The 18471-nt window shown below is 62.8% G+C and carries 16 protein-coding genes; 7 read left to right on the top strand and 9 right to left on the bottom strand.

From position 1 onward, the window contains the following. The first annotated feature begins 3 nt into the window (after positions 1 to 3). Positions 4 to 969 carry an endolytic transglycosylase MltG gene (gene mltG, locus LZ496_RS04025; protein WP_249903301.1) on the top strand — a complete coding sequence of 322 codons (966 nt, stop codon included), beginning with the start codon at positions 4 to 6 and terminating at the stop codon, positions 967 to 969. Here mltG and LZ496_RS04020 read toward each other — a convergent pair. From LZ496_RS04020 to LZ496_RS04010, 3 genes are all read right to left on the bottom strand, one after another. After that, complete coding sequence (locus LZ496_RS04020) at positions 966 to 1202, bottom strand: SH3 domain-containing protein (protein WP_249903300.1); 237 nt, start codon at positions 1200 to 1202, stop codon at positions 966 to 968. The genes mltG and LZ496_RS04020 overlap by 4 nt on opposite strands. 64 nt (positions 1203 to 1266) lie before the next feature. Then, positions 1267 to 1617 carry a MarR family transcriptional regulator gene (locus LZ496_RS04015; RefSeq protein ID WP_249903859.1) on the bottom strand — a complete coding sequence of 117 codons (351 nt, stop codon included), beginning with the start codon at positions 1615 to 1617 and terminating at the stop codon, positions 1267 to 1269. Between the two features lie 149 nt (positions 1618 to 1766). Beyond that, positions 1767 to 3164: a leucyl aminopeptidase family protein gene (locus LZ496_RS04010; RefSeq protein ID WP_249903299.1), complete on the bottom strand. Its 1398-nt coding sequence runs from the start codon at positions 3162 to 3164 to the stop codon at positions 1767 to 1769. 94 nt (positions 3165 to 3258) lie between these two features. On the opposite strand from LZ496_RS04010, the gene LZ496_RS04005 reads away from it, so the two are divergent. Beyond that, positions 3259 to 3465, top strand: coding sequence for a hypothetical protein (locus LZ496_RS04005; protein WP_249903298.1), 207 nt, complete (start codon positions 3259 to 3261; stop codon positions 3463 to 3465). A gap of 13 nt (positions 3466 to 3478) precedes the next feature. Here the strand turns inward: LZ496_RS04005 and LZ496_RS04000 are convergent, their stop codons facing one another. Continuing rightward, positions 3479 to 4876: a serine hydrolase domain-containing protein gene (locus tag LZ496_RS04000; RefSeq protein WP_249903297.1), complete on the bottom strand. Its 1398-nt coding sequence runs from the start codon at positions 4874 to 4876 to the stop codon at positions 3479 to 3481. Positions 4877 to 5038: 162 nt separating this feature from the next. Between LZ496_RS04000 and LZ496_RS03995 the strand changes: the two genes are divergently transcribed. The 3 genes from LZ496_RS03995 to LZ496_RS03985 all read left to right on the top strand — a co-directional run bounded on the left by LZ496_RS03995 (position 5039) and on the right by LZ496_RS03985 (position 8682). Then, entirely contained in the window at positions 5039 to 6163 is a 1125-nt protein-coding gene (locus LZ496_RS03995; protein WP_249903296.1) for a Kelch repeat-containing protein, read from the top strand. 10 nt (positions 6164 to 6173) lie between these two features. Next, a complete protein-coding gene (locus tag LZ496_RS03990; protein ID WP_249903295.1) occupies positions 6174 to 6626 on the top strand; it encodes a hypothetical protein in 453 nt (150 codons plus the stop codon). A gap of 133 nt (positions 6627 to 6759) precedes the next feature. Then, positions 6760 to 8682: a TIR domain-containing protein gene (locus LZ496_RS03985; protein WP_249903294.1), complete on the top strand. Its 1923-nt coding sequence runs from the start codon at positions 6760 to 6762 to the stop codon at positions 8680 to 8682. A 37-nt stretch (positions 8683 to 8719) separates the two neighbouring features. On the opposite strand, the gene rimO is transcribed toward LZ496_RS03985, so the two are convergent. After that, positions 8720 to 10132 carry a 30S ribosomal protein S12 methylthiotransferase RimO gene (rimO, locus tag LZ496_RS03980; protein WP_249903293.1) on the bottom strand — a complete coding sequence of 471 codons (1413 nt, stop codon included), beginning with the start codon at positions 10130 to 10132 and terminating at the stop codon, positions 8720 to 8722. 112 nt (positions 10133 to 10244) lie between these two features. Between rimO and LZ496_RS03975 the strand changes: the two genes are divergently transcribed. Both LZ496_RS03975 and LZ496_RS03970 read left to right on the top strand, forming a co-directional pair. After that, positions 10245 to 11555 (top strand): UDP-glucose dehydrogenase family protein, encoded by a 1311-nt coding sequence (locus tag LZ496_RS03975; protein ID WP_249903292.1) that lies wholly within the window; start codon positions 10245 to 10247, stop codon positions 11553 to 11555. 14 nt (positions 11556 to 11569) lie between these two features. Continuing rightward, positions 11570 to 12847, top strand: a complete 1278-nt coding sequence (locus tag LZ496_RS03970) for a sugar transferase (protein WP_249903291.1) — start codon at positions 11570 to 11572, stop codon at positions 12845 to 12847. Here LZ496_RS03970 and LZ496_RS03965 read toward each other — a convergent pair. From LZ496_RS03965 to LZ496_RS03950, 4 genes are all read right to left on the bottom strand, one after another. Beyond that, positions 12844 to 14838, bottom strand: a complete 1995-nt coding sequence (locus tag LZ496_RS03965) for a S9 family peptidase (RefSeq protein WP_249903290.1) — start codon at positions 14836 to 14838, stop codon at positions 12844 to 12846. The two genes, LZ496_RS03970 and LZ496_RS03965, sit on opposite strands and share 4 nt — an antisense overlap. Before the next feature lie 65 nt (positions 14839 to 14903). Next, complete coding sequence (locus tag LZ496_RS03960; RefSeq protein ID WP_249903289.1) at positions 14904 to 16451, bottom strand: putative bifunctional diguanylate cyclase/phosphodiesterase; 1548 nt, start codon at positions 16449 to 16451, stop codon at positions 14904 to 14906. Positions 16452 to 16537: 86 nt separating this feature from the next. After that, entirely contained in the window at positions 16538 to 17830 is a 1293-nt protein-coding gene (locus LZ496_RS03955; protein WP_249903288.1) for an MFS transporter, read from the bottom strand. A 94-nt stretch (positions 17831 to 17924) separates the two neighbouring features. Next, positions 17925 to 18461 (bottom strand): hypothetical protein, encoded by a 537-nt coding sequence (locus tag LZ496_RS03950; protein ID WP_249903287.1) that lies wholly within the window; start codon positions 18459 to 18461, stop codon positions 17925 to 17927. Positions 18462 to 18471 lie beyond the last annotated feature (10 nt).

Below are 18471 nucleotides of genomic sequence, written 5' to 3'. Positions count from 1 at the left end.
AACATGCTGAAACGGCTGATCCTGGTCGTAGCCGTGCTCGGCCTTCTGGTCGGCGCGGGCGGATTTTGGCTGCTCTGGCTAGGCTCTGGCCCCACTGCCGGGCCGCATCGGGTATTGGTGAAAGAAGGGCAAACACTTCGCTCCATTGTCAGTGACATGGAAGAAAATGGCATAATCCCCGGCAATGCCGACACCTATCGCGTCATGGCCCGGCTATTCGGCTCTTCGGATCCCATTCAGGCTGGTGAATTCGAAATTCCGGCAGGGGCAAGCGGCGCCGAGGTACTCGACATTCTCCAACACGGCCGTCCGGTCGTACGGCTACTGACCATTCCCGAGGGAATGCCGTCGATCCTGGTGCAGGAAAAGCTGGCTGCGATCCCGGAACTGACCGGCGATGCGCCTCTGCCAGCCGAAGGATCGGTCCTGCCCAACAGCTATGACTGGCAGACGGGTGAAACCCGGGCCGCGGTGCTTAAGCGGATGACCGATGCGATGGAAAAGACCTTGCAGGCGGAGTGGGCGAAGAAGTCCTCGGACAGCATCGTCAGGTCGCCAGGCGAGGCCATCATCCTTGCGTCGATCGTCGAAAAGGAGACTGGCAAGGCGAGCGAACGTCCCATGGTTGCCGGAGTGCTATCGAACCGCATCCGCATCGGCATGGCGTTGGGCGCGGACGCGACCACCATCTATCCACTTACGAAGGGCAAACCACTGGGTCGGATGATCCGCCGGTCGGAATTGGCGGCTGACAATGGTTATAACACCCGGCGCATGCGAGGCTTGCCGGTTGGCCCCATCACCAATCCGGGGCGCGACAGTATCGCTGCTGTCCTCAATCCCGCCAAGACTGATGCCCTTTACTATGTGGCAGACGGTACCGGCGGGCATGTTTTTGCGCGCACTCTGGCCGAGCATAACTCCAATGTCGCCAAATGGCGGGCCTACCGAAAGGCCAAGGGAATTTAGATCCCCACTGCTTCCGCCGTGACGTAGCCGACGCGTCCGTCGGGGCCATAACCCCAGGCCCAGCCGCGACTGATGTCGAGCACTCGCAGTTCGTCGCCCTCGCTTAACTGAGTGATGGGCTCGGCTTCTTCGGCCGGCTGCGGCAACAATGCGGCCGCGGCAATCAGATGACGGACTAGCGGTTCAGCGTAGTGAGACGCGATCACGCAACCGGCGAGTGAGGTATCGGCCAAGTCCTTGCGGTAGGCATTGGTGGCGGGGTCGGGCAGGATTGAAGAACCGGAAAGCGCGAAACCGTCAGTGACTGGCGAAGGCGGGTTCCTTTCCGCGCTGTTCGGTTGCGCGGCGGCCGTCTTCATCGCCTGCGCGGAGATATTTTTTGAACCCTTCAAGAAATTCGGCCCCGTCATTGGTTCGGACGACAAAGACATTCCGGCGGTCGTCCTGATCCCGCTCGCGGCGGAGATAGCCGAGGGCTCCCAATGTATTCAAGGCGCGAGTGACGACCGGCTTGGATACGCCCAGCATTCGGGCAAGACCGCGGACGGTATGAGGGCCCGGCGTCAGATAGACCAGCATCAGCAAGGCCATTTGCCGGTTGGTTAGGTCGGGCTCACCCGAGCGGACATATTCAATCAGCGCCCGCATCCAGCCCAACAGCGAAGTATCGGCCATTGGTTCGATATCTCCTTGTCGTCGCGTGCAAGAAGGGAAACCGAGGACGAGCGGATTGGTTGCGTAACGATCTTACAAAATGGCGACAAAACCGCGCCTTGCGGCGACGAACGGAATTAAGTCTAGCGCCCGTAGCGATGCGCGAGCATCGCGAATGCCGCTCTTAGTCCTAGCGCATCGCCGCCCTTCGGCCGGCCCGGCTTTGCGCTCGGCCTCCAGGCGTAAGTGTCGAAATGCGCCCAAGGCGTGCCTTCCGGCGCGAATCTGCGAAGGAACAGCGCGGCGGTTACGGATCCAGCCATCGAAGAGTCCGCGGAATTGGAGAGATCGGCGAGGTCCGACTTCAACATTTCGTCATAACCATCCCACAAGGGCATCCGCCAAATGGGATCGGATACTTGCCTCGCCGCCGATTCCAGGTCGGCTGCCAGTTCCTCGTCGTTGGCGAACATCGCCGGAAGATCCGGTCCCAGCGCAATTCTGGCGGCGCCGGTCAGGGTGGCGAAGTCCAGAACCAATTCGGGCTTTTCCTCAGCCGCCCTCGCGAGCGCGTCACCCAGGACGAGCCGGCCTTCGGCATCCGTATTGTCGATTTCGATCTTCAGTCCCTTGCGGCTGGAAATCACGTCACCAGGCCGGAATGCTGCCGCCGAAACGGCATTTTCAACTGCCGGGATCAGCAGGTGCAGGTGCACGGGCAGGTTTTCGGCCATCACCAGCTTCGCCAGCGCAAGCGCATGCGCCGCGCCGCCCATGTCCTTCTTCATCAGCCGCATGCCCGCTGTAGACTTGATATCGAGACCGCCGCTGTCGAAGCAGACGCCTTTCCCGACGATCGCGATCCGAGGCGCGCTTTCCTTGCCCCAGCGGAGTTCGATCAGGCGCGGAGCGCGCTCTCGGACGGCGCCTTGGCCCACCGCTGCGATCATCGGATAGCCCTGTTCCAGGGCGTCACCAGATGTGACGTCGACCTTGGCGCCAAACTGCTTTGCAAGGCTCCGGGTTGCCGCCTCCAGTTCCGCCGGGCCAAGATCGGCCGCCGGCGTATCGACGAGGTCTCTTGCGAGCGCGGTGGCTTCCGCGAGGCGCACCGCGGGTTCGATCCCGGCCGCTTCCTTCGTCAGTAGGACGCGAGGGCCGCGATCGTCCTCGCTCTTTGATTTATAATCCTTGAAGCGATGCTGGCCGAGCAGCCAGCCGAGCATGGCGGGGCCCGGGTCGCCTTCAGCGAGTCGATAGGTGCCTTCCGGCAGCGCTTCCGCAAGCTTTGCCAGGCACCATGGCGAAAGTTCGGCCACGTTCGCGACCGTCGAAACGACCTCCCAGGCTTGGCCTTGTGAACCGGGCAGGATGGCGAACTGGAAAGCCGTCTTCCCTTGGTATCGCGCTGCTTCAAGCAGCGTCCGGCGTTCGGCGGATTGTTTCTTGGCCCAATCGGCAAAGCCGGCCTTGTCGACAAGATGGATGGCATGGGCCGCGCCGCCGCGATCCGCCTGAAGCAGGTCTGCAAAGACTGTCATTTGAACGCCCTAGCCGAAGCATCGGGCGGGCATCAAATCCGCACTGCTATATCGCGCAGTTGCGGATACTGACGCAGAGCTTAGACCTGACGTCATGGACGCACTGTTCGTATTGCTTCACAGCCTTCCTGAAACGGGGAAAGTGAAAGTCGTTGGCATTTACTCGGCTCGGTCCCTGGCCGAAGCCGCCGAGGAGCGGACGCGGCTATTACCCGGATTTTCCGACGAGCCCGATGGCTTCACGATCAAACAATATGAGGTGGACAAGGACCACTGGCCCCGGGGTTTCGTCCGCCTTTAGCTAATCAACGTGGTCATTCGCCGCGGACGAGAAATTGCTCGACGCGGCCATTCGCGCCAGGCTCCATGAACACTGACAGATCGAGGGTGCGGTTGGGATACTTGACCGTGTAGCCCTGGATCACGAATCCGCCGCGAAGCGTGGAGCTGCCATCCGGCTCGATCGAGACCGGCGCGCCCAACGGCGACAGGCTCGAACGAACATCGGCGGCGACGGTGGGGGTGAAGTAATAGTTGGCGTTGGCGGTCAGTAGCTTGCGGTCAAGCATTCCGCTTCGAAGCTGATTATAGACCGTCCGGACAGTTGCCGCTTGGGCAGCGGGCACAGGATCGGCCGAAGTGGGCGGCAATATGATCTCGGCCAGGCCCCGCGAAATCTGGCTGTAGGCGCCGGACGACCAGGTATTCGTCATGACGATGATGGCCGATTTGGATTCCGGATAGACGCTGTTCAACGAGAGGAAGCCCGCGGATTCGCCGCTATGGCTGATCACGCGCCTGCCATCACGGACTGTATTGCGGACGCCGAGCCCGTAATTGCTGTCCTCTCCATCGGCCAGCCTGACGGTCCGTTCCTGCTCATCCCAATCGTCGGCCGGAATGTAAGCGCGGTTCATCCTGGCGATGTCCCATTTCGCAAGATCCGTCGGGGTCATCGACAGTTCACCGGCCGCGTAGAGCCAGCCGGGGGCGGCGGGCGTTTCAACCCGGACAGGACCCAAGGCCGCGCGTCCGTAACCTTGCGGGAAGTTCGGTCCGATCGCCTTGTCCATGTCAACGACGCTGGTCATGCCCAGCGGCTGGAAAATGCGCTTCTGGAGGAAGGAGAAGAGGGGTTCTCCGGCAACCTTCTCGACGATCATCCCGGCCACGACATAACCGGTGTTCGAATATTGCCATTTCGTGCCCGGCGCATAGTCGAGCGGCTTCTTCGCCCAGACATCGAGAATCTGTTGCGGCGTCGTCGGCCGCGCCATCGCGGGGAAGCTGTAGTCCTGCGGCCAATAATCCTGAAGGCCCGAGGTGTGGTTGAGCAGCTGGCGAAGTGCGATCCGGTCGCCGCCGGAGATGCCGGGGAGATATTTCGACACCTTGTCGTCGAGGTAGAGTTTTCCTTCATCTTCGAGCAGCAGAAGCGCCATGGCCGTGAACTGCTTGGAGTTGGAGGCGATCTGATAGGGCAGGGCGGGCGTCGCGGCGGGGATGGTCTCGGCTGCCTTGCCGTAAGCCTTGGCGAGAACAAGCTGGCCGCCGCGAACGATTGCGACCGAAGCCGACGGGGTCTTCGTCTTGTCGAGTGTCTCGGTAACGAGCTTGTCGATCCGGGCCTGTTCAGCTGGCGAGATCGCCTGGGCGTAGGCGGGTGAGGTGCAGGTCAGCAGCGCCAAAAGCGCGAAAGCAGGTCTCATCATGGCACCAGCCTAAGCATCCGAAGCCATGAGGCCCAACTGATTTCTGATCACCGGCCCTGGATCGGCGCTAGGCGATACCAGCCTGTCGCTCGTCGAAGCCTTGTTCCCGCAGCCCAACTCTTGTGCAGGATGTTTGCCGAAACTCTTGGAGGTGAGGTCGGGATGATCAAACGGTCCAGTGTTCTCGGCGGCGTTGCCCTACTTCCGCTTACCATCATTGCGGCGCTGAACAGTGCGACCGCGACGGCACAGCAAGGCGCGGCAACCGGAGCGCCGCCCGCCGGTTCGGCGGTGCGTGTCCAGGCGAACGAGCTCACTGAAACCTGGAATGGCCGGGTCAGCGCCGGGCCCCCGACGCCCACATATCGGGAGTTCGACGGGTGGAGCATGGGGCTCGCCATGCCTCTCCCCCGCTCCGAACATGCGGTTGCGGAAGTGGACGGCAAGATCTGGGTGCTTGGCGGCTATCCGCCCGGGCGGCTGCCGTCGAACTTGGTCCAGATCTATGACCCGGCCGCGAACCGTTGGGCGCTCGGCCCGACTCTGCCTCAGGCGATCCATCACACGCACGTCGCAGCGGTCGGCGGCAAGGTCTACATGCTCGGCGGCGAAATCGAGGGCGCGAGTACCGGACGGCCGGAAACCTTTGTTGCCGATGTATGGGTTCACGACCCGGCAGTCGGCGGGTGGGTCGCGCGGGCGCCGATGCCGACCGCCAGAAGCGGCGGCGGAAAGGCGGTATTCGACGGCAAGATCTACGTCGCCGGCGGCCGCCCGCCCGGAGGCTCCGCCTTCGAAGTCTATGACCCGGCTACCGACAAATGGGAGAAGCTTCCGGACTTGCCGACCCAGCGCAATCACCTGGCGATGGTCGCGCTCAACGGGAAGATCATCGTCGCCGGCGGGCGCACCGGTCCGGGCGCCATGGCCGATCGGGTCGATGTCGTCGAAATCTATGATCCCGCGACCCGACGGTGGAGCAAAGGCGCCCCGCTGCCGGCGCCACGAGGCGGCGTTACCGGGGCGGCTCACGCCGGATGCATGTTCGTGTTCGGCGGAGAGGGCGAGCGTACCCATGTGCTGGGGCTGACGCCGACGAGTTACGGCTATGATCCAGGCGCCGACCGATGGACCCAGCTGCCCGACCTTCCCATCGCGGTCCATGGGCTGAAGGGCAGTGCGGTGATCGGCGGGCGGATTTTCCTGCCCGGCGGCGGGATCACCCTGGGCGGCAATTCCGGCACCAACGCGATGCAGGTCTATCGCCCGACCATGTCCTGCGTTTGAGGAGGCAAAGATGATAATGGTCGCAGTTGCTGCATCGCTCGCCGCATCCCCGGCCTGTCCGGCGGCGGACGCGAAGGCGGAACTTCTGGCGATGCATGAAAAGACCCGCCAGGCGCATTTGCAGGGCGAGGGGGCGGCGATCGCCGAGAATATCGGCGACAGGCTGCTGATGGCCGACAACGGCACGCTGCGGACGCAGAGCAAGGCCGATGTCGAGCAGTTCTTCACCGGCTACCTGAAGCGCGTTCGCTATAGCGAGTGGCGGGACGTGAGCTCGCCGGTGGTGACGATCTCGCCTGATGGGCAAATGGCGTGGATGGCGGTCGAGGTGGCGGCGAAATACACTCGCGCCGACAAGCCGGCCGAGGGTGAAAAGAACTTCAAGAGCAGCTGGATCGCAACCTATGCTCGCGACAATTGCGCGTGGCGGATGACGGGGATTGCTTCCGACGTTGTCGAGTGATGGTTGCTAGTCGGTGACCCCGTAGAGGTCGTATCACGAAATCACCCGGCTTCAGGCCCGCCGCATCACTTCGCCCTCGCTTCCCCGTTCCAGCCATAGGCTGCTATATGGGCGCACGATGGGGGGGGCATCCGTGGCGCGGGTTTTCCTGAGTTATGACCGAGACGACGCCGCCAAGGCGCGAACTCTGGCAGAGGCGCTGGAGAGTGCGGGACACGCCGTATGGTGGGATTCCCACATCAAGGGCGGTACCGAATATAGCAGGGAGATCGAGCAGGCGTTGAATGACGCCCAAGCCGTGGTCGTGCTCTGGTCCGGCGATGCGGTCAATTCCCCCTGGGTAAGGGACGAAGCGGCCTCTGGGCGCGACCGTGGACGGCTGGTTCCGGTTCTTCTTGACGAGACCAACCCGCCGATCGGATTTCGCCAGTATCAGAACATCGATCTCAGCGCCTGGAAGGGGCGCGGCAAGCCCGGCGGACTGGAGGAGATCGAAGCCTGTATCGACAGGCTTTCGGGCGAAGAGCATGAGCCGACGGCCACGGCGCAGCCTGCGGCCCGTCCGCGGCGCAATTTATCGCCTAACAACCGGCTCTCGCTGATCGCGGCCGTCGCCCTCATGGTCGTCGCGGCCGCCTATTTCCTGGTCAATCGAGGCGGGAGTTCGTCTGCGCCCGTGGTCGCCGTCATCGCCGCGGACAATAGCCCGTCGACTCGGTCCCTCGCCGGCGATCTGTTCATCAAGCTTGGAAGCCTGCAATCGACCAATGCAGACGCGCTGCAACTGGTCGAGGGTTCCGATGCCGATCCCGACCTGAGCTTCAAGGTCAACCAGCGAGCGGTTGACGGACAGGCACAGGCGACCGTGGCGCTGCTGGCGGATGATGGTAGCCTTCTGTGGTCGCGAGAGTTTGACCAGGCGCGGCGGCCGGTTGCCGACCTACAGCAGCAGATTGCCTATTCTTCGGCGCTGGTCCTGAAATGCGCTACGGAAGCAATGGCGCCGGGTCATGAGAAGCTCGAACAGGCGACGCTCAAGCTCTATCTCGGCGGCTGCGCCGGTATGTCCGAAGGACTCGAACGGGATTTCGATCCACTGGTCGAAGCGTTTCGAAAAGTCACCGAACAGGCACCCGATTTTCAAGGCGGCTGGGCGAGGCTGCTGATCACCGAGACCTATGCGTGGCTCCTATCCGACAAGCCACCGGCCTTGGGCAGGGAATTGAAGGCCCACATCGCAAAGGCGCGAAAGCTCAACCCGACCATGGCGGAAGCCTATGTCGCCGAAGCGTGGATGCAGGAGCTGCGGCAGATCAACCGCTGGATGCCCCTGTCGGCAGCGGCGGTCGAAAAGAACCCGACCAACATATTCGCACTGACCGAGCATGCGAACGACATGTTTCAGGTTGGCCGCCTGCAACAGGGGGTCACCTACGCCCGCAAAGCCGCTCAGCTGGATCCCTTGTCGCCATGGGTTCGCGATTCTCTCATCACCGCCTTGTTCAATGCCGGTGAACTCGAAGCGGCGAAGAATGCACTGACGGATGCAGAACGGCTCTGGCCCGGTGCCAGCAATATCGTCCAGCTGCGGTTCTATTTGTTGGCTGACTACGACAACCCGCGCGAAGCGCTCGCCATGCTTCGATCCGGCAAGGTTTCTCGGCAGTATCTTAGTCCGGCCACTGAAAGCTTCATCGAGGCAAGGGTCGATCCCAGTCCGGCCAAGATCGAGCGCGCCATTGAGGAGGCACGTGCCGTCTCAAAGAGCTGGTTCGGCGACTATATCGACACGCTTGCCGAGTTCGGCCGCAAAGAGGAGCTGATCACGGCCCTGTCCGAATTTGATCCCGGGGTAACCGTTGGCCCCGCCTCCGTCTTCCGCTCCAAATTTGCGTTCGTGCGGAACGACGTTCGGTTCATGGCGATCATGAAGAAGTGGGGCGGCCAGTTCGACTATTGGCGCAAGAGCGGTAACTGGCCCGACTTCTGCTTCGAGCCAAGCTTGCCTTATGACTGTAAAGTCGAAGCCGCCAAGCTCGCTCGGGCCCCAAGTTGAGCCTCGTCCGGGAGAGGGCAGCTCTCGGGTAGGAAAATTAGACAGCGACCCCGAACAGGTCGTGCTCGTCGCTCTCTTCGACCAGAACCTTCACGAAATCGCCCGGCTTCAGCCCCGCCGCATCGCGGAGATGGACTTCGCCATCGATTTCCGGGGCATCGGCCTTGGACCGGCCGGTGGCACCGACGTCGTGGTGATGCTCCGGATGCGGCGCGTCGAAATGGCCGCGGTCGGGGCCCTCGTCGGCTGGAGCGACCTCGTCGACACGATCGATCAGCACGTCGATGGTCTTGCCAACCTTAGCGGCGAGCTTTTCGGCGCTGATGCGGGCGGTGAGGTCCATCACGCGCTGGTAGCGCTCTTCCTTGACCTCGTCGGGGACATGGTCGGGAAGGGCGTTGGCCGCGGCGCCTTCGACCGGTTCGAAGCGGAAGGCGCCGACACGGTCGAGCTGGGCTTCTTCGAGCCAGCTCAGCAGATATTCGAAATCCTCGTCCATCTCGCCGGGGAAGCCGACGACGAAGCTGGAGCGGATCGCCATGTCGGGGCAAATGGAGCGCCAGTTCCTGATGCGCTCCAGCACCTTGGCCTCGTTGGCTGGGCGCTTCATCGACTTCAGCACCTTGGGCGACGCGTGCTGGAACGGAATGTCGAGATAGGGGAGCACAAGGCCCTCGGCCATCAGCGGGATGACCTGGTCGACGTGCGGGTAGGGGTAGACATAGTGGAGGCGAACCCAGGGGGTTTCGCCCTCCGGCGTCTTCAGCATTCCAAGCTCGCGGGCGAGGTCGGTCATGTGGGCGCGGACCTCGTGGCCCTTCCACTCCCTCGGCTGGTGGCGGATGTCGACGCCATAGGCCGACGTATCCTGGCTGATGACCAGAAGTTCCTTGGTACCGGCTGCGACCAGCTTTTCCGCTTCGCGAAGGATCGCGTCCGGACGGCGCGATGCGAGATCGCCGCGGATCGACGGGATGATGCAGAAGCTGCAGCGATGATTGCAGCCCTCTGAAATCTTCAGATAGCTGTAGTGGCGCGGGGTGAGCTTGAGGCCGGCTTCCGGCACGAGGTCGACATAGGGGTTGGCGACCGGCGGCGCGGCCTCCAGTACGGCGCCGACAACTTCCTCATATTGCTGTGGCCCGGTGATCGCGAGCACTTCGGGGAAGCGGGCGCGAATGACATCGGCTTCCTTGCCCATGCAGCCGGTGACAACGACCTTGCCGTTCTCGGCAATGGCCTCGCCTATCGCTTCCAGGCTTTCTTCCTTGGCGCTGTCGAGGAAGCCGCAGGTGTTGACCAGCACGACATCCGCGCCGGCATAGTCGGGCGACATGTCGTAACCATTGGCGCGCAGTTTGGTGAGGATGCGTTCGCTGTCGACCAATGCCTTGGGACAGCCGAGCGACACCATGCCGACACGCGGCGGAGAGGGAAGTTTCGTAGCCATGGGGAGTAGCGCCCTATAGCGAATTTTGCGGCGAAAACTAGGCGCTTGGTGGGCTTGGCCGTATCCGCCGCTCCCGCTATGCCGGGGGCAGAATATCCGAGTGGAGTAATCAATGCGCATCGCAATGATCGGCACCGGCTACGTCGGACTGGTTTCCGGCACCTGCCTTGCCGATTTCGGGCACCACGTGACCTGCGTCGACAAGGACCAAGGCAAGATCGAGGGCCTGCTGGCCAGCCGGATGCCAATCTGGGAGCCGGGGCTCGAGGCGCTGGTGAAGTCGAACGTCGACCGGGGCCGCCTTGAATTCACGACTGACCTCAGCAAGGCGCTGAAGGGTGCGGAAGCGGTATTCATCGCGGTTGGAACGCCGTCGCGGCGCGGCGACGGGCATGCCGACCTCAGCTATGTTTTTGCCGCGGTCGAGGAACTGGCAGGCCTGCTTGAAGGGCCGTTGGTTATCGTCACCAAATCGACCGTGCCAGTCGGGACGGGCGACAAAATTGCGGATCTCCTCAAGGAAAAAGGCGCGCCGGAAGGCGTGTCGGTCGCGTCCAACCCCGAATTCCTGCGCGAAGGCGCGGCAATCGCCGACTTCAAGCATCCGGACCGGATCCTGGTCGGAGCGGAGGACGACAAGGCCCGTGCGATCCTGGCGGAAATCTATCGCCCGCTGTTCCTCAATCGGGCGCCTATGCTGTTCACCAGCCGGCGCACGGCGGAACTGACGAAGTACGCCGCCAACGCCTTCCTTGCTACGAAGATCAGTTTCATCAACGAGATGGCCGACCTGTGCGAGGCGGTAGGCGCCGACGTACAGGATCTGGCGCGGGGGATCGGGCTCGACAATCGCATTGGCGCGAAGTTTCTTCACGCCGGCCCCGGCTATGGCGGCAGCTGCTTTCCGAAGGACACGCTGGCGCTGCTCCGGACGGCGGACGAGTCGGGCGTCAAGCAGCGCATTGTTTCAACGGTCGTCGACGTGAACGACCGGCGGAAGAAGGCAATGGCCGATCGGGTCGTGGCGGCCTTGGGCGGCGATGCGAGGGGCAAACGGATCGGCGTCCTCGGCCTGACCTTCAAGCCGAACACCGACGACATGCGCGACGCGCCTTCGATCCCGCTGATCGAGGGGCTGCAGGCGGCCGGCGCCGAGGTCGTGGCTTTTGATCCGGTTGGGCGAGAGCAAGCCGAGCCGCTGTTCAAGAATGTTGAATATGCGAGCTCTGCCGAGGGTGCTGCCGAAGGAGCGGATGCCGTCGTCATCGTTACCGAATGGGATGAGTTCCGGGCACTCGATCTTAACGACCTGGCCTCCAGGATGCGGGGCAAGTTGTTGATCGACCTCAGGAATATTTATCATCGGGACGAAGCCGATGAGGCCGGCCTGGTCTACCACGGCATCGGCCGCGGCAAGCCGTAAGGGGGACGGGGGTCTTGCTGCACGCACCTCCAACCTCGCTTCGCACACAGCGGCGCTTCATAACGCGGCAGCGCTTCAACCTGTTGGGCGCGCTTGCCGCGACGGCGGCACTGCCCTTCCTGCTTCGCGCGATCATCCTTCCTGAGGACACGTTTTACGCCTCGTCGCTCAATGCGCTGATGTTCAACGGGCTGGCGGTCCTCATTGCTTTCTGGACTCGCTTTTCGATCGAAATCTATCCTGGCAACCGGTCGACGCATGTGATCCTGCCGTCGATCGTGGTGGCGCACGCGACGATCATGACGATCCTGCTTATGGCGCGCCTGCCTTACGATCGACTGGCGCTGGTTGCCGGCTTCACGGGCCATATATTGTGGAGCTACGGCCTCTATTTCGCGGTCCAGCGATACATAAGGCAGCGGATTGCAGTCGTACCGTTCGGCAGGGTCGAGCGGCTCGAGACAATCGAGAATGTGCACTGGCACATCATGCACCATCCCACGCTGGACGATGCTGCGGGCTGTGATGGACTGGTTGCCGACTTCAGCGCCTCGCCGCCCGAGTGGGAAGCAATGATGGCCGACGCCGCCGTGCAAGGCCGGATGGTCTATCAGGTAAAGCAGCTCTATGAATCCCTCACCGGACGGGTCGCGATCGATCATCTTTCCGAGAATAGCTTCGGCAGCCTGGTTCCGGCGCGCGGCTATTTCCACCTGAAGTCACTCGGCGACCTCGCCTTCGCTCTGGTGGCACTGCCCTTTGCACTGCCCGTCCTTGGAGCGATCGCACTGGCTATCAAGCTCGACAGCCCCGGCCCTATCTTCTTCCGGCAGCGGCGTGTCGGACAAGCGGGCGTGCCGTTCGACATGTTGAAGTTCCGGACGATGTTCCACCGGCCTGCCGGTAGCGAAATCGACGAGGTGATCACCGCCGATGGCGATCCGCGGGTCACCCGCGTCGGTAGCAGGCTTCGCCGGTCGAGGCTCGACGAGCTGCCGCAGATCTTCAACATCATCCTTGGCCAGATGAGCTGGATCGGTCCGCGGCCGGAGGCCGAAGCGCTGTCGACCTGGTATACCGGCGAAATCCCATTCTACCGCTATCGCCATGTCGTCAGGCCTGGAATCACCGGCTGGGCGCAGGTCAACCAGGGCCATGTCGCGTCCGTCGACGAGGTCCATGCCAAGCTGCAGTACGACTTCTACTATGTGAAATATTTCTCGGCCTGGCTCGATATCCTGATCGCCTTCCGGACCGTCAAAACGATGACGACAGGCTTCGGGTCACGCTAGGGCTTCAGGAAGCGATCGTACCAGGCGAGAAGCCGCTGCATCCGGTCGCGCAAATAGCTTGGCACCGTCAGGCCGTGGTTCTCGCCCGGATAGACAACCAATTCCGTGGAAAGACCGCGCGAGCGGAGCGCCTGGTACATTTGCTCGGCGCCGAGGCATGGCACGTTCGAATCTTTTTCCGCGCAATAGAAGAGGGTCGGCGTGATGATCCGGTCGGCATGCAGGAAGGGGGCGCTGGTGCGTTCATAGGCTTCCCGATTGGCCCAGGGCGTGCCCAGTTCCAGCTCATATTCGCGGATATATTGGTCGTGACCGTACATGCCGAGCATGTTCGACGAACCGGCGCCGCTGACCGCTGCCTTGAACCTTTTGTCGCTGGCGATGACGGAGTTGGTGAGGATTCCGCCGTAGCTGCGCCCGCCGACCCCCAACCGGTCGGGGTCGGCGATGCCCAGTTTTACGACATGATCGACCCCGGCAAGGACGTCGGCCGCATCCTTATTGCCCCAATCGGCATAGATGGCGCGTGAAAAGTCGAAACCGCGTCCGGAACTGCCGCGAGGATTGACTGCGACGACCGCGAAACCCCGAGCCGCATAGGACTGCCAATCGAGCATGAATTCGTGGCTGAACTGATAGACGGGACCGCCGTGAATGCGAAGGATCGTCGGGTATCGGCGGCCTGGCTGATAATCCAGGGGCTTGACCACGAAGCCCTCGATCTTCGTGCCGTCCGCGCTTGCGAACTCGATGTCCTCGACCGGGGCAAGCCGCTTGAATCGAAGCCAGTCGTTGTGGTCGGTAAGCTGGCGCAATTGCGTTCCGTCGACAGCCGCAAGCTCATTGGGCCGGTGACCGTCCCCGCCAAGGACCGAAATCCGGCCATCGGGCGCCACCGCGAAGTCCGTGTCGAATCGTGCGCCGCCGGTCAGCGCGGTAACCTGTCCGCTCGCGACATCTATCCTGGACAAATAGGTGACCCGGCTTCGTTCGATCAGGCTGAGCACGGAACGGCCGTCTGGGGACCAGCGCGGCTTGGTAAATGCCAGGTCGATGGGCGCAGGCATCACCGAATTGCCGCTCTCCACATCGATGACCGCCAGCTGCCACGGGGCGTAGTAGATCCACTTGTCCTCGCCGCTATGGAGATAGGCGATGCGCTTGCCGTCGGGGCTCCATGACGGGCGCGACTCCCAATAGGGGTCGAGGTCGGATCCCTTGAAGCTGGTGAGCTGCCGTTCGGGCGCGCCCGCCTTGGGCGCGATCACATAGATGTCGTAGTTGAGGTGGCGGTCGGGATCGTCGCCGCGCTTGGTCACATAGGCGATCGACTGCCCGTCCGGCGACCAGGCAGGCAGCTGTTCGTCATGATCGCCGGCGGTGAGCCGGGTGGCTTTCCCGCTTGCGATATCGACAATGTAGAGGTGCAAGCGGCGGCTCGTGAGATAGCCGATACCGTCTTCCTTGAACTGGTAGCGGTTGATGACGATCGGCGGAGGATTCTTCGGCTTGGGCGTGCCTTCGGGACGCTCCGGATCACGGGCGATGACGGCGAGTTGCTTGCCGTCCGGCGACAAAACGTAATCTTCAACCCCGTCCGCGAATTTGGTGACCTGGCGAGCCTTGCCGCCGCCGGCGGGCATCAGCCAGACCTGCGTCTTGGCGTCGTCGCCGCCCCGGTCGGCCAGGAAGGCCAGCGAGCGGCCGTCGGGCGTCCACGATGGCCGCCATTCGCTGGAGTCCGGCGTCTTCGTCAGTGGGATCCGTTTGCTGCCATCCCATGAGACACGCCAGAGGTCCGACTGTTTCTTGTCCGCCGCGGAATTGGTCGTTGTCAGGCTGTAGGCAATGGCTCCGCCGTCGGGGGAGAAAACCGGTTCGGCGACCTCGGCCAGCCGCGCAATATCGTCAGGCCCGAACCGGTCGTTGGGCGTCTGAGCGAGGGCAGGTGTCGCCATCAATGTGGCAGCCGCCGCGGCGCGAAAGATCATCAAATGGGACCCCCTCGAACTGGAAAAGAGGTGGATCGGCGAGGACAGTCAAGCCGGTTGGTACGTTACCACTTCTTCCCTCCGGCGCGGCCGCGGTCGGCGAGAGGGCTCTGCGCGCCTGGCTGTTCTACTTTCGGAGCGAACTGCATGCTGGCGACATGGCCCGCGACGGCACGGCCGAAGTACCAGCCCTGCGCGTCCGCGCAGCCGATGGCGGCGAGCTTTTCACGGACGGCGGGGGTTTCGACGCCTTCGGCGGTGATCGGCACGTTGAGCGACCGCCCGAGGGCAGTGATGGTCTCCACGATCGCAGCGCTTTGTTCGTTCTGGCCAAGCGCGTTGATGAAGCTTCGGTCGATCTTGATCCGATCGAACGGCAGCGTCTGCAGCTGGCTTAGGGATGCATAGCCCGTCCCGAAATCGTCGAGCGCGATACTGATGCCGCAATTCCGGAGACTCTGGACGATCGTCAGCGCCTGCTCGCGATCTTCCATCAATGAGGATTCGGTGATCTCGACCTCAAGTCGGCGGGGCGAGAATCCAGTCTCGGTCAGCAGCTTGATGATCCGTTCTGCGAGTCGCGGGTCACGAAACTGGATGGGCGAGATGTTGACGGCGAGCTTCAGTTCCTGAGGCCATTCCTTCGCTTCCTGAAGCGCCTTTTCCATGACCCGCATCGACAATGCGCCGATCTGGCCCGATTGCTCGGCCACTTCGATGAATTCCACCGGTTCGACGATGCCGCGTGTGGGAGAGCGCCAGCGCGCCAGCACTTCAAAGCCGTTCAACTCGCCGCTTTCAAGACTGATCAGCGGCTGGAAGAAGGGCACGAATTCGTCGGCCTCGATGGCCGCCCGGATTTCCTCTTCAAGCGCTACGCGATTCTGAAGCTGGCGCGACATTTCCTCGTCGAACCAGGCAAGGCCGTTACGGCCGGACCGCTTCACGCTGTACATCGCGACGTCGGCACGACGGAGGACCTCTTCGGGATTGAGCCCGCGATTGAGGTGGGCGAGACCGGCAGACACCGATAGTTGCGTTTTCACAGGGCCAAGGCTGACCGGCGCAGCGAGTAGGGCCACGATACGGCGCGCAACCTCTTCGGCGACGCTCGCATCGGGAACATAGGCAGCAAACTCATCGCCGCCGAGGCGGGCGGCGAAGCCCGTTTCCGGAATCTCTTGACGGAGCGTTTCGCCGGTGAACTGAAGAAGCTGGTCGCCCGTCGCATGACCGTAAAGATCATTGACCTTCTTGAAGTGATCCAGGTCGAGAATCAGGAGCGCACCCTTCGCGCCGCCCTCGCGGAAAGCGCGTTCCAGCTCCCTGAGGATCGAGCGGCGGTTTCCGAGCCCCGTCGTATGATCCGTATAGGCATTGGCGAGCGCTTCCTGCTCGGCCGACTTGAGCGCCGAAAGCGTATGCGTGAGGTCGTTGGCACGGCGCCACCCGAACAGGATGATCGCGGTGTTGAGGAGAAATGCCACGACCATCGCGGGCTGGCTCGCCTTGCTGAGGCCGATCGCGCTCGGCAGCACTTTCGCGCCTACCAGGACGAACAAAATCAGTGCGGCGAGGGTGGCACAGGTCGTGATCAGGTGGCTGCTGGCCATCTGATACGAGTTGTCACCTCGGTCGGTTACGCTTCTTACCATCCGGCCTCAAATAGCTGACGGGAGTAAAGGCGATGTAAACGCGGCTAAATTTTCTTGGGCCTGGAGATGTTTGGCGCGGTTTCCCTCATTGTCAGGAAAAGCGGCAGAACGGCGAGGCTGACGGCCGCAATCATCACGCCGGGAGCGATGGCAAACCCGGTCTGCTGGACCAGATACTGCGCCAGGAAAGGCGTCAGCCCGCCGAATATGGCGGTAGCGCCCGTTGCGCCCAACGCCAGGCCAGTTACGCGGCCTTCCCCCGGAAACTGTTCGGCGGTGGCGACGGCGCCCACCGCGCTGACGCCGCCGGCAAGGGCGGCCAACACCAGCGCGCCGGCCAATGCATTGCCGTGCGACCCGCTTGCCATCAGCGAGAACATGGTGATCGGGAGAAGCATGTTGGCGAGGCTGAGGCCGGCGAGAACCGGCTTTCGACCGACTCGATCGGATAGTGCGCCGACAAAGGGCGTCACCAGGATCACGACTACCGCGGCGGCGGTCGAAAGCGTCAGCGAAACCTTCTCGCTCAATGAGCCGGCGGAAGTGAGGAACGCGGGCACATAGGTGATGCCCACATAATAGGTGATCGATCCGAGCGCGGAGATCGCAAAGGCCCTGCCGATCCCGGCTCGGTGGTTGGTCAGGCTGTGAAGCAGCGGGCGATCGGGAACGCTGCCGGCGGCCTTCTGTCGATGGAATTCGGGCGATTCCTCCATCCTCGAACGCGCGATCCAGACCGTTCCCGCCAAAGCCGCGCCGAACAGGAACGGAATGCGCCAGCCCCAGCTTTGCAGGCTCGCCTCATCGAGTAATGCAACGGTCAGAGCGGAGATCGCAACGGCGAGCAGCGCACCGATTTCGCTGGCCGCGGAAGCAAGGGACGCGATCAGCCCGCGCTTGGCCGTCGGAGCACCCTCAAGCAGATAGGCGACGACGCCGGTATATTCGCCGCCGACCGAGAAACCCATGATGCAGCGAAGCAGGAACAGCAGCCAGCCGGCTGCCGCGCCGATCTGCGCATGGGTGGGGAGCAGTGCGGTCGCAAGCATTGCGGCAGTCATCAACGCGACCGACAGCAGCAGCATGTGGCGGCGGCCGATGCGGTCGCCGATGTGGCCGAAGAAGATCGCGCCGATCGGACGCATCAGATAGGCGACCGCAAAGCCGCCTAGCGTGACCAGCAGCGACGCCTCGCCCGGGCCGAAGAAGACCCGCGCAAGCACCGTCGCGAAGTAAAGATAAAGCGTGAAATCATACCATTCGACGATGGTCGAAAAGGCCGCGATGGCGAGGGATGAGCGGGGGAGGGGGCGATGCGAGTTGGGAGTGTCAGTCATTCTTGCTCCCGCATTGGATTTACGATGGACTTAGCATGACGCCGGGATCCCGGCGAAAGTTCGCCAACTTCGCTCCTCAACGCGCGCGCGCGAATCAAGCGATTTCGCCCCCGCCTTCGTCACTGTCGCCGTCGGCCTGCAACATGATGCGTTCTATTCCGCCGTCGAGGCGAATGGCGGCATCGGGTTCGTTGGCCCCGCCATACTCGACCTCCGGCGCGAGCACTCGCTCGATCCACTTTCCGTAGCGCTCCGGCCGCCGGGTCCGCAGCAGGAACATGGTCAGCCGCTCATCATAGTGGCGCCACTCGCCGACCTGCTCGCCCTTGTAAAAGATCGGGCGGGTCACGCCCTTGCGCGAGCGGAGCAGGGCTTCCTCCTCGACCCGATGCAGCGAATAGTCGAGCGCGGCCTCCCATGCGTTGCGAAACGCGGCACCGCTCGGCCGGCGGCGGAGCGCATAGGCGCTGCTATCCGACATGCTGACGCGCCGGCACGCTTCCTCAACGACGCCGGTTTCGGCCAGCGCCTCGATAAAGGCGATCTGCTTCTCGGCCGTCCAACCGTTGTGCCGAGGACGGACGGGGACCGGGGTGAAGTCGAATTCTGGTTTGTTTGTGTATGCATCCATGAACCAAGTT

The sequence above is a fragment of the Sphingomonas caseinilytica genome, assembly GCF_023516455.1.
GTDB lineage: Bacteria > Pseudomonadota > Alphaproteobacteria > Sphingomonadales > Sphingomonadaceae > Sphingomicrobium > Sphingomicrobium caseinilyticum.
Note: the sequence above shows the minus strand (reverse complement) of the source record. Positions and strands in the feature narration are given on the sequence as shown.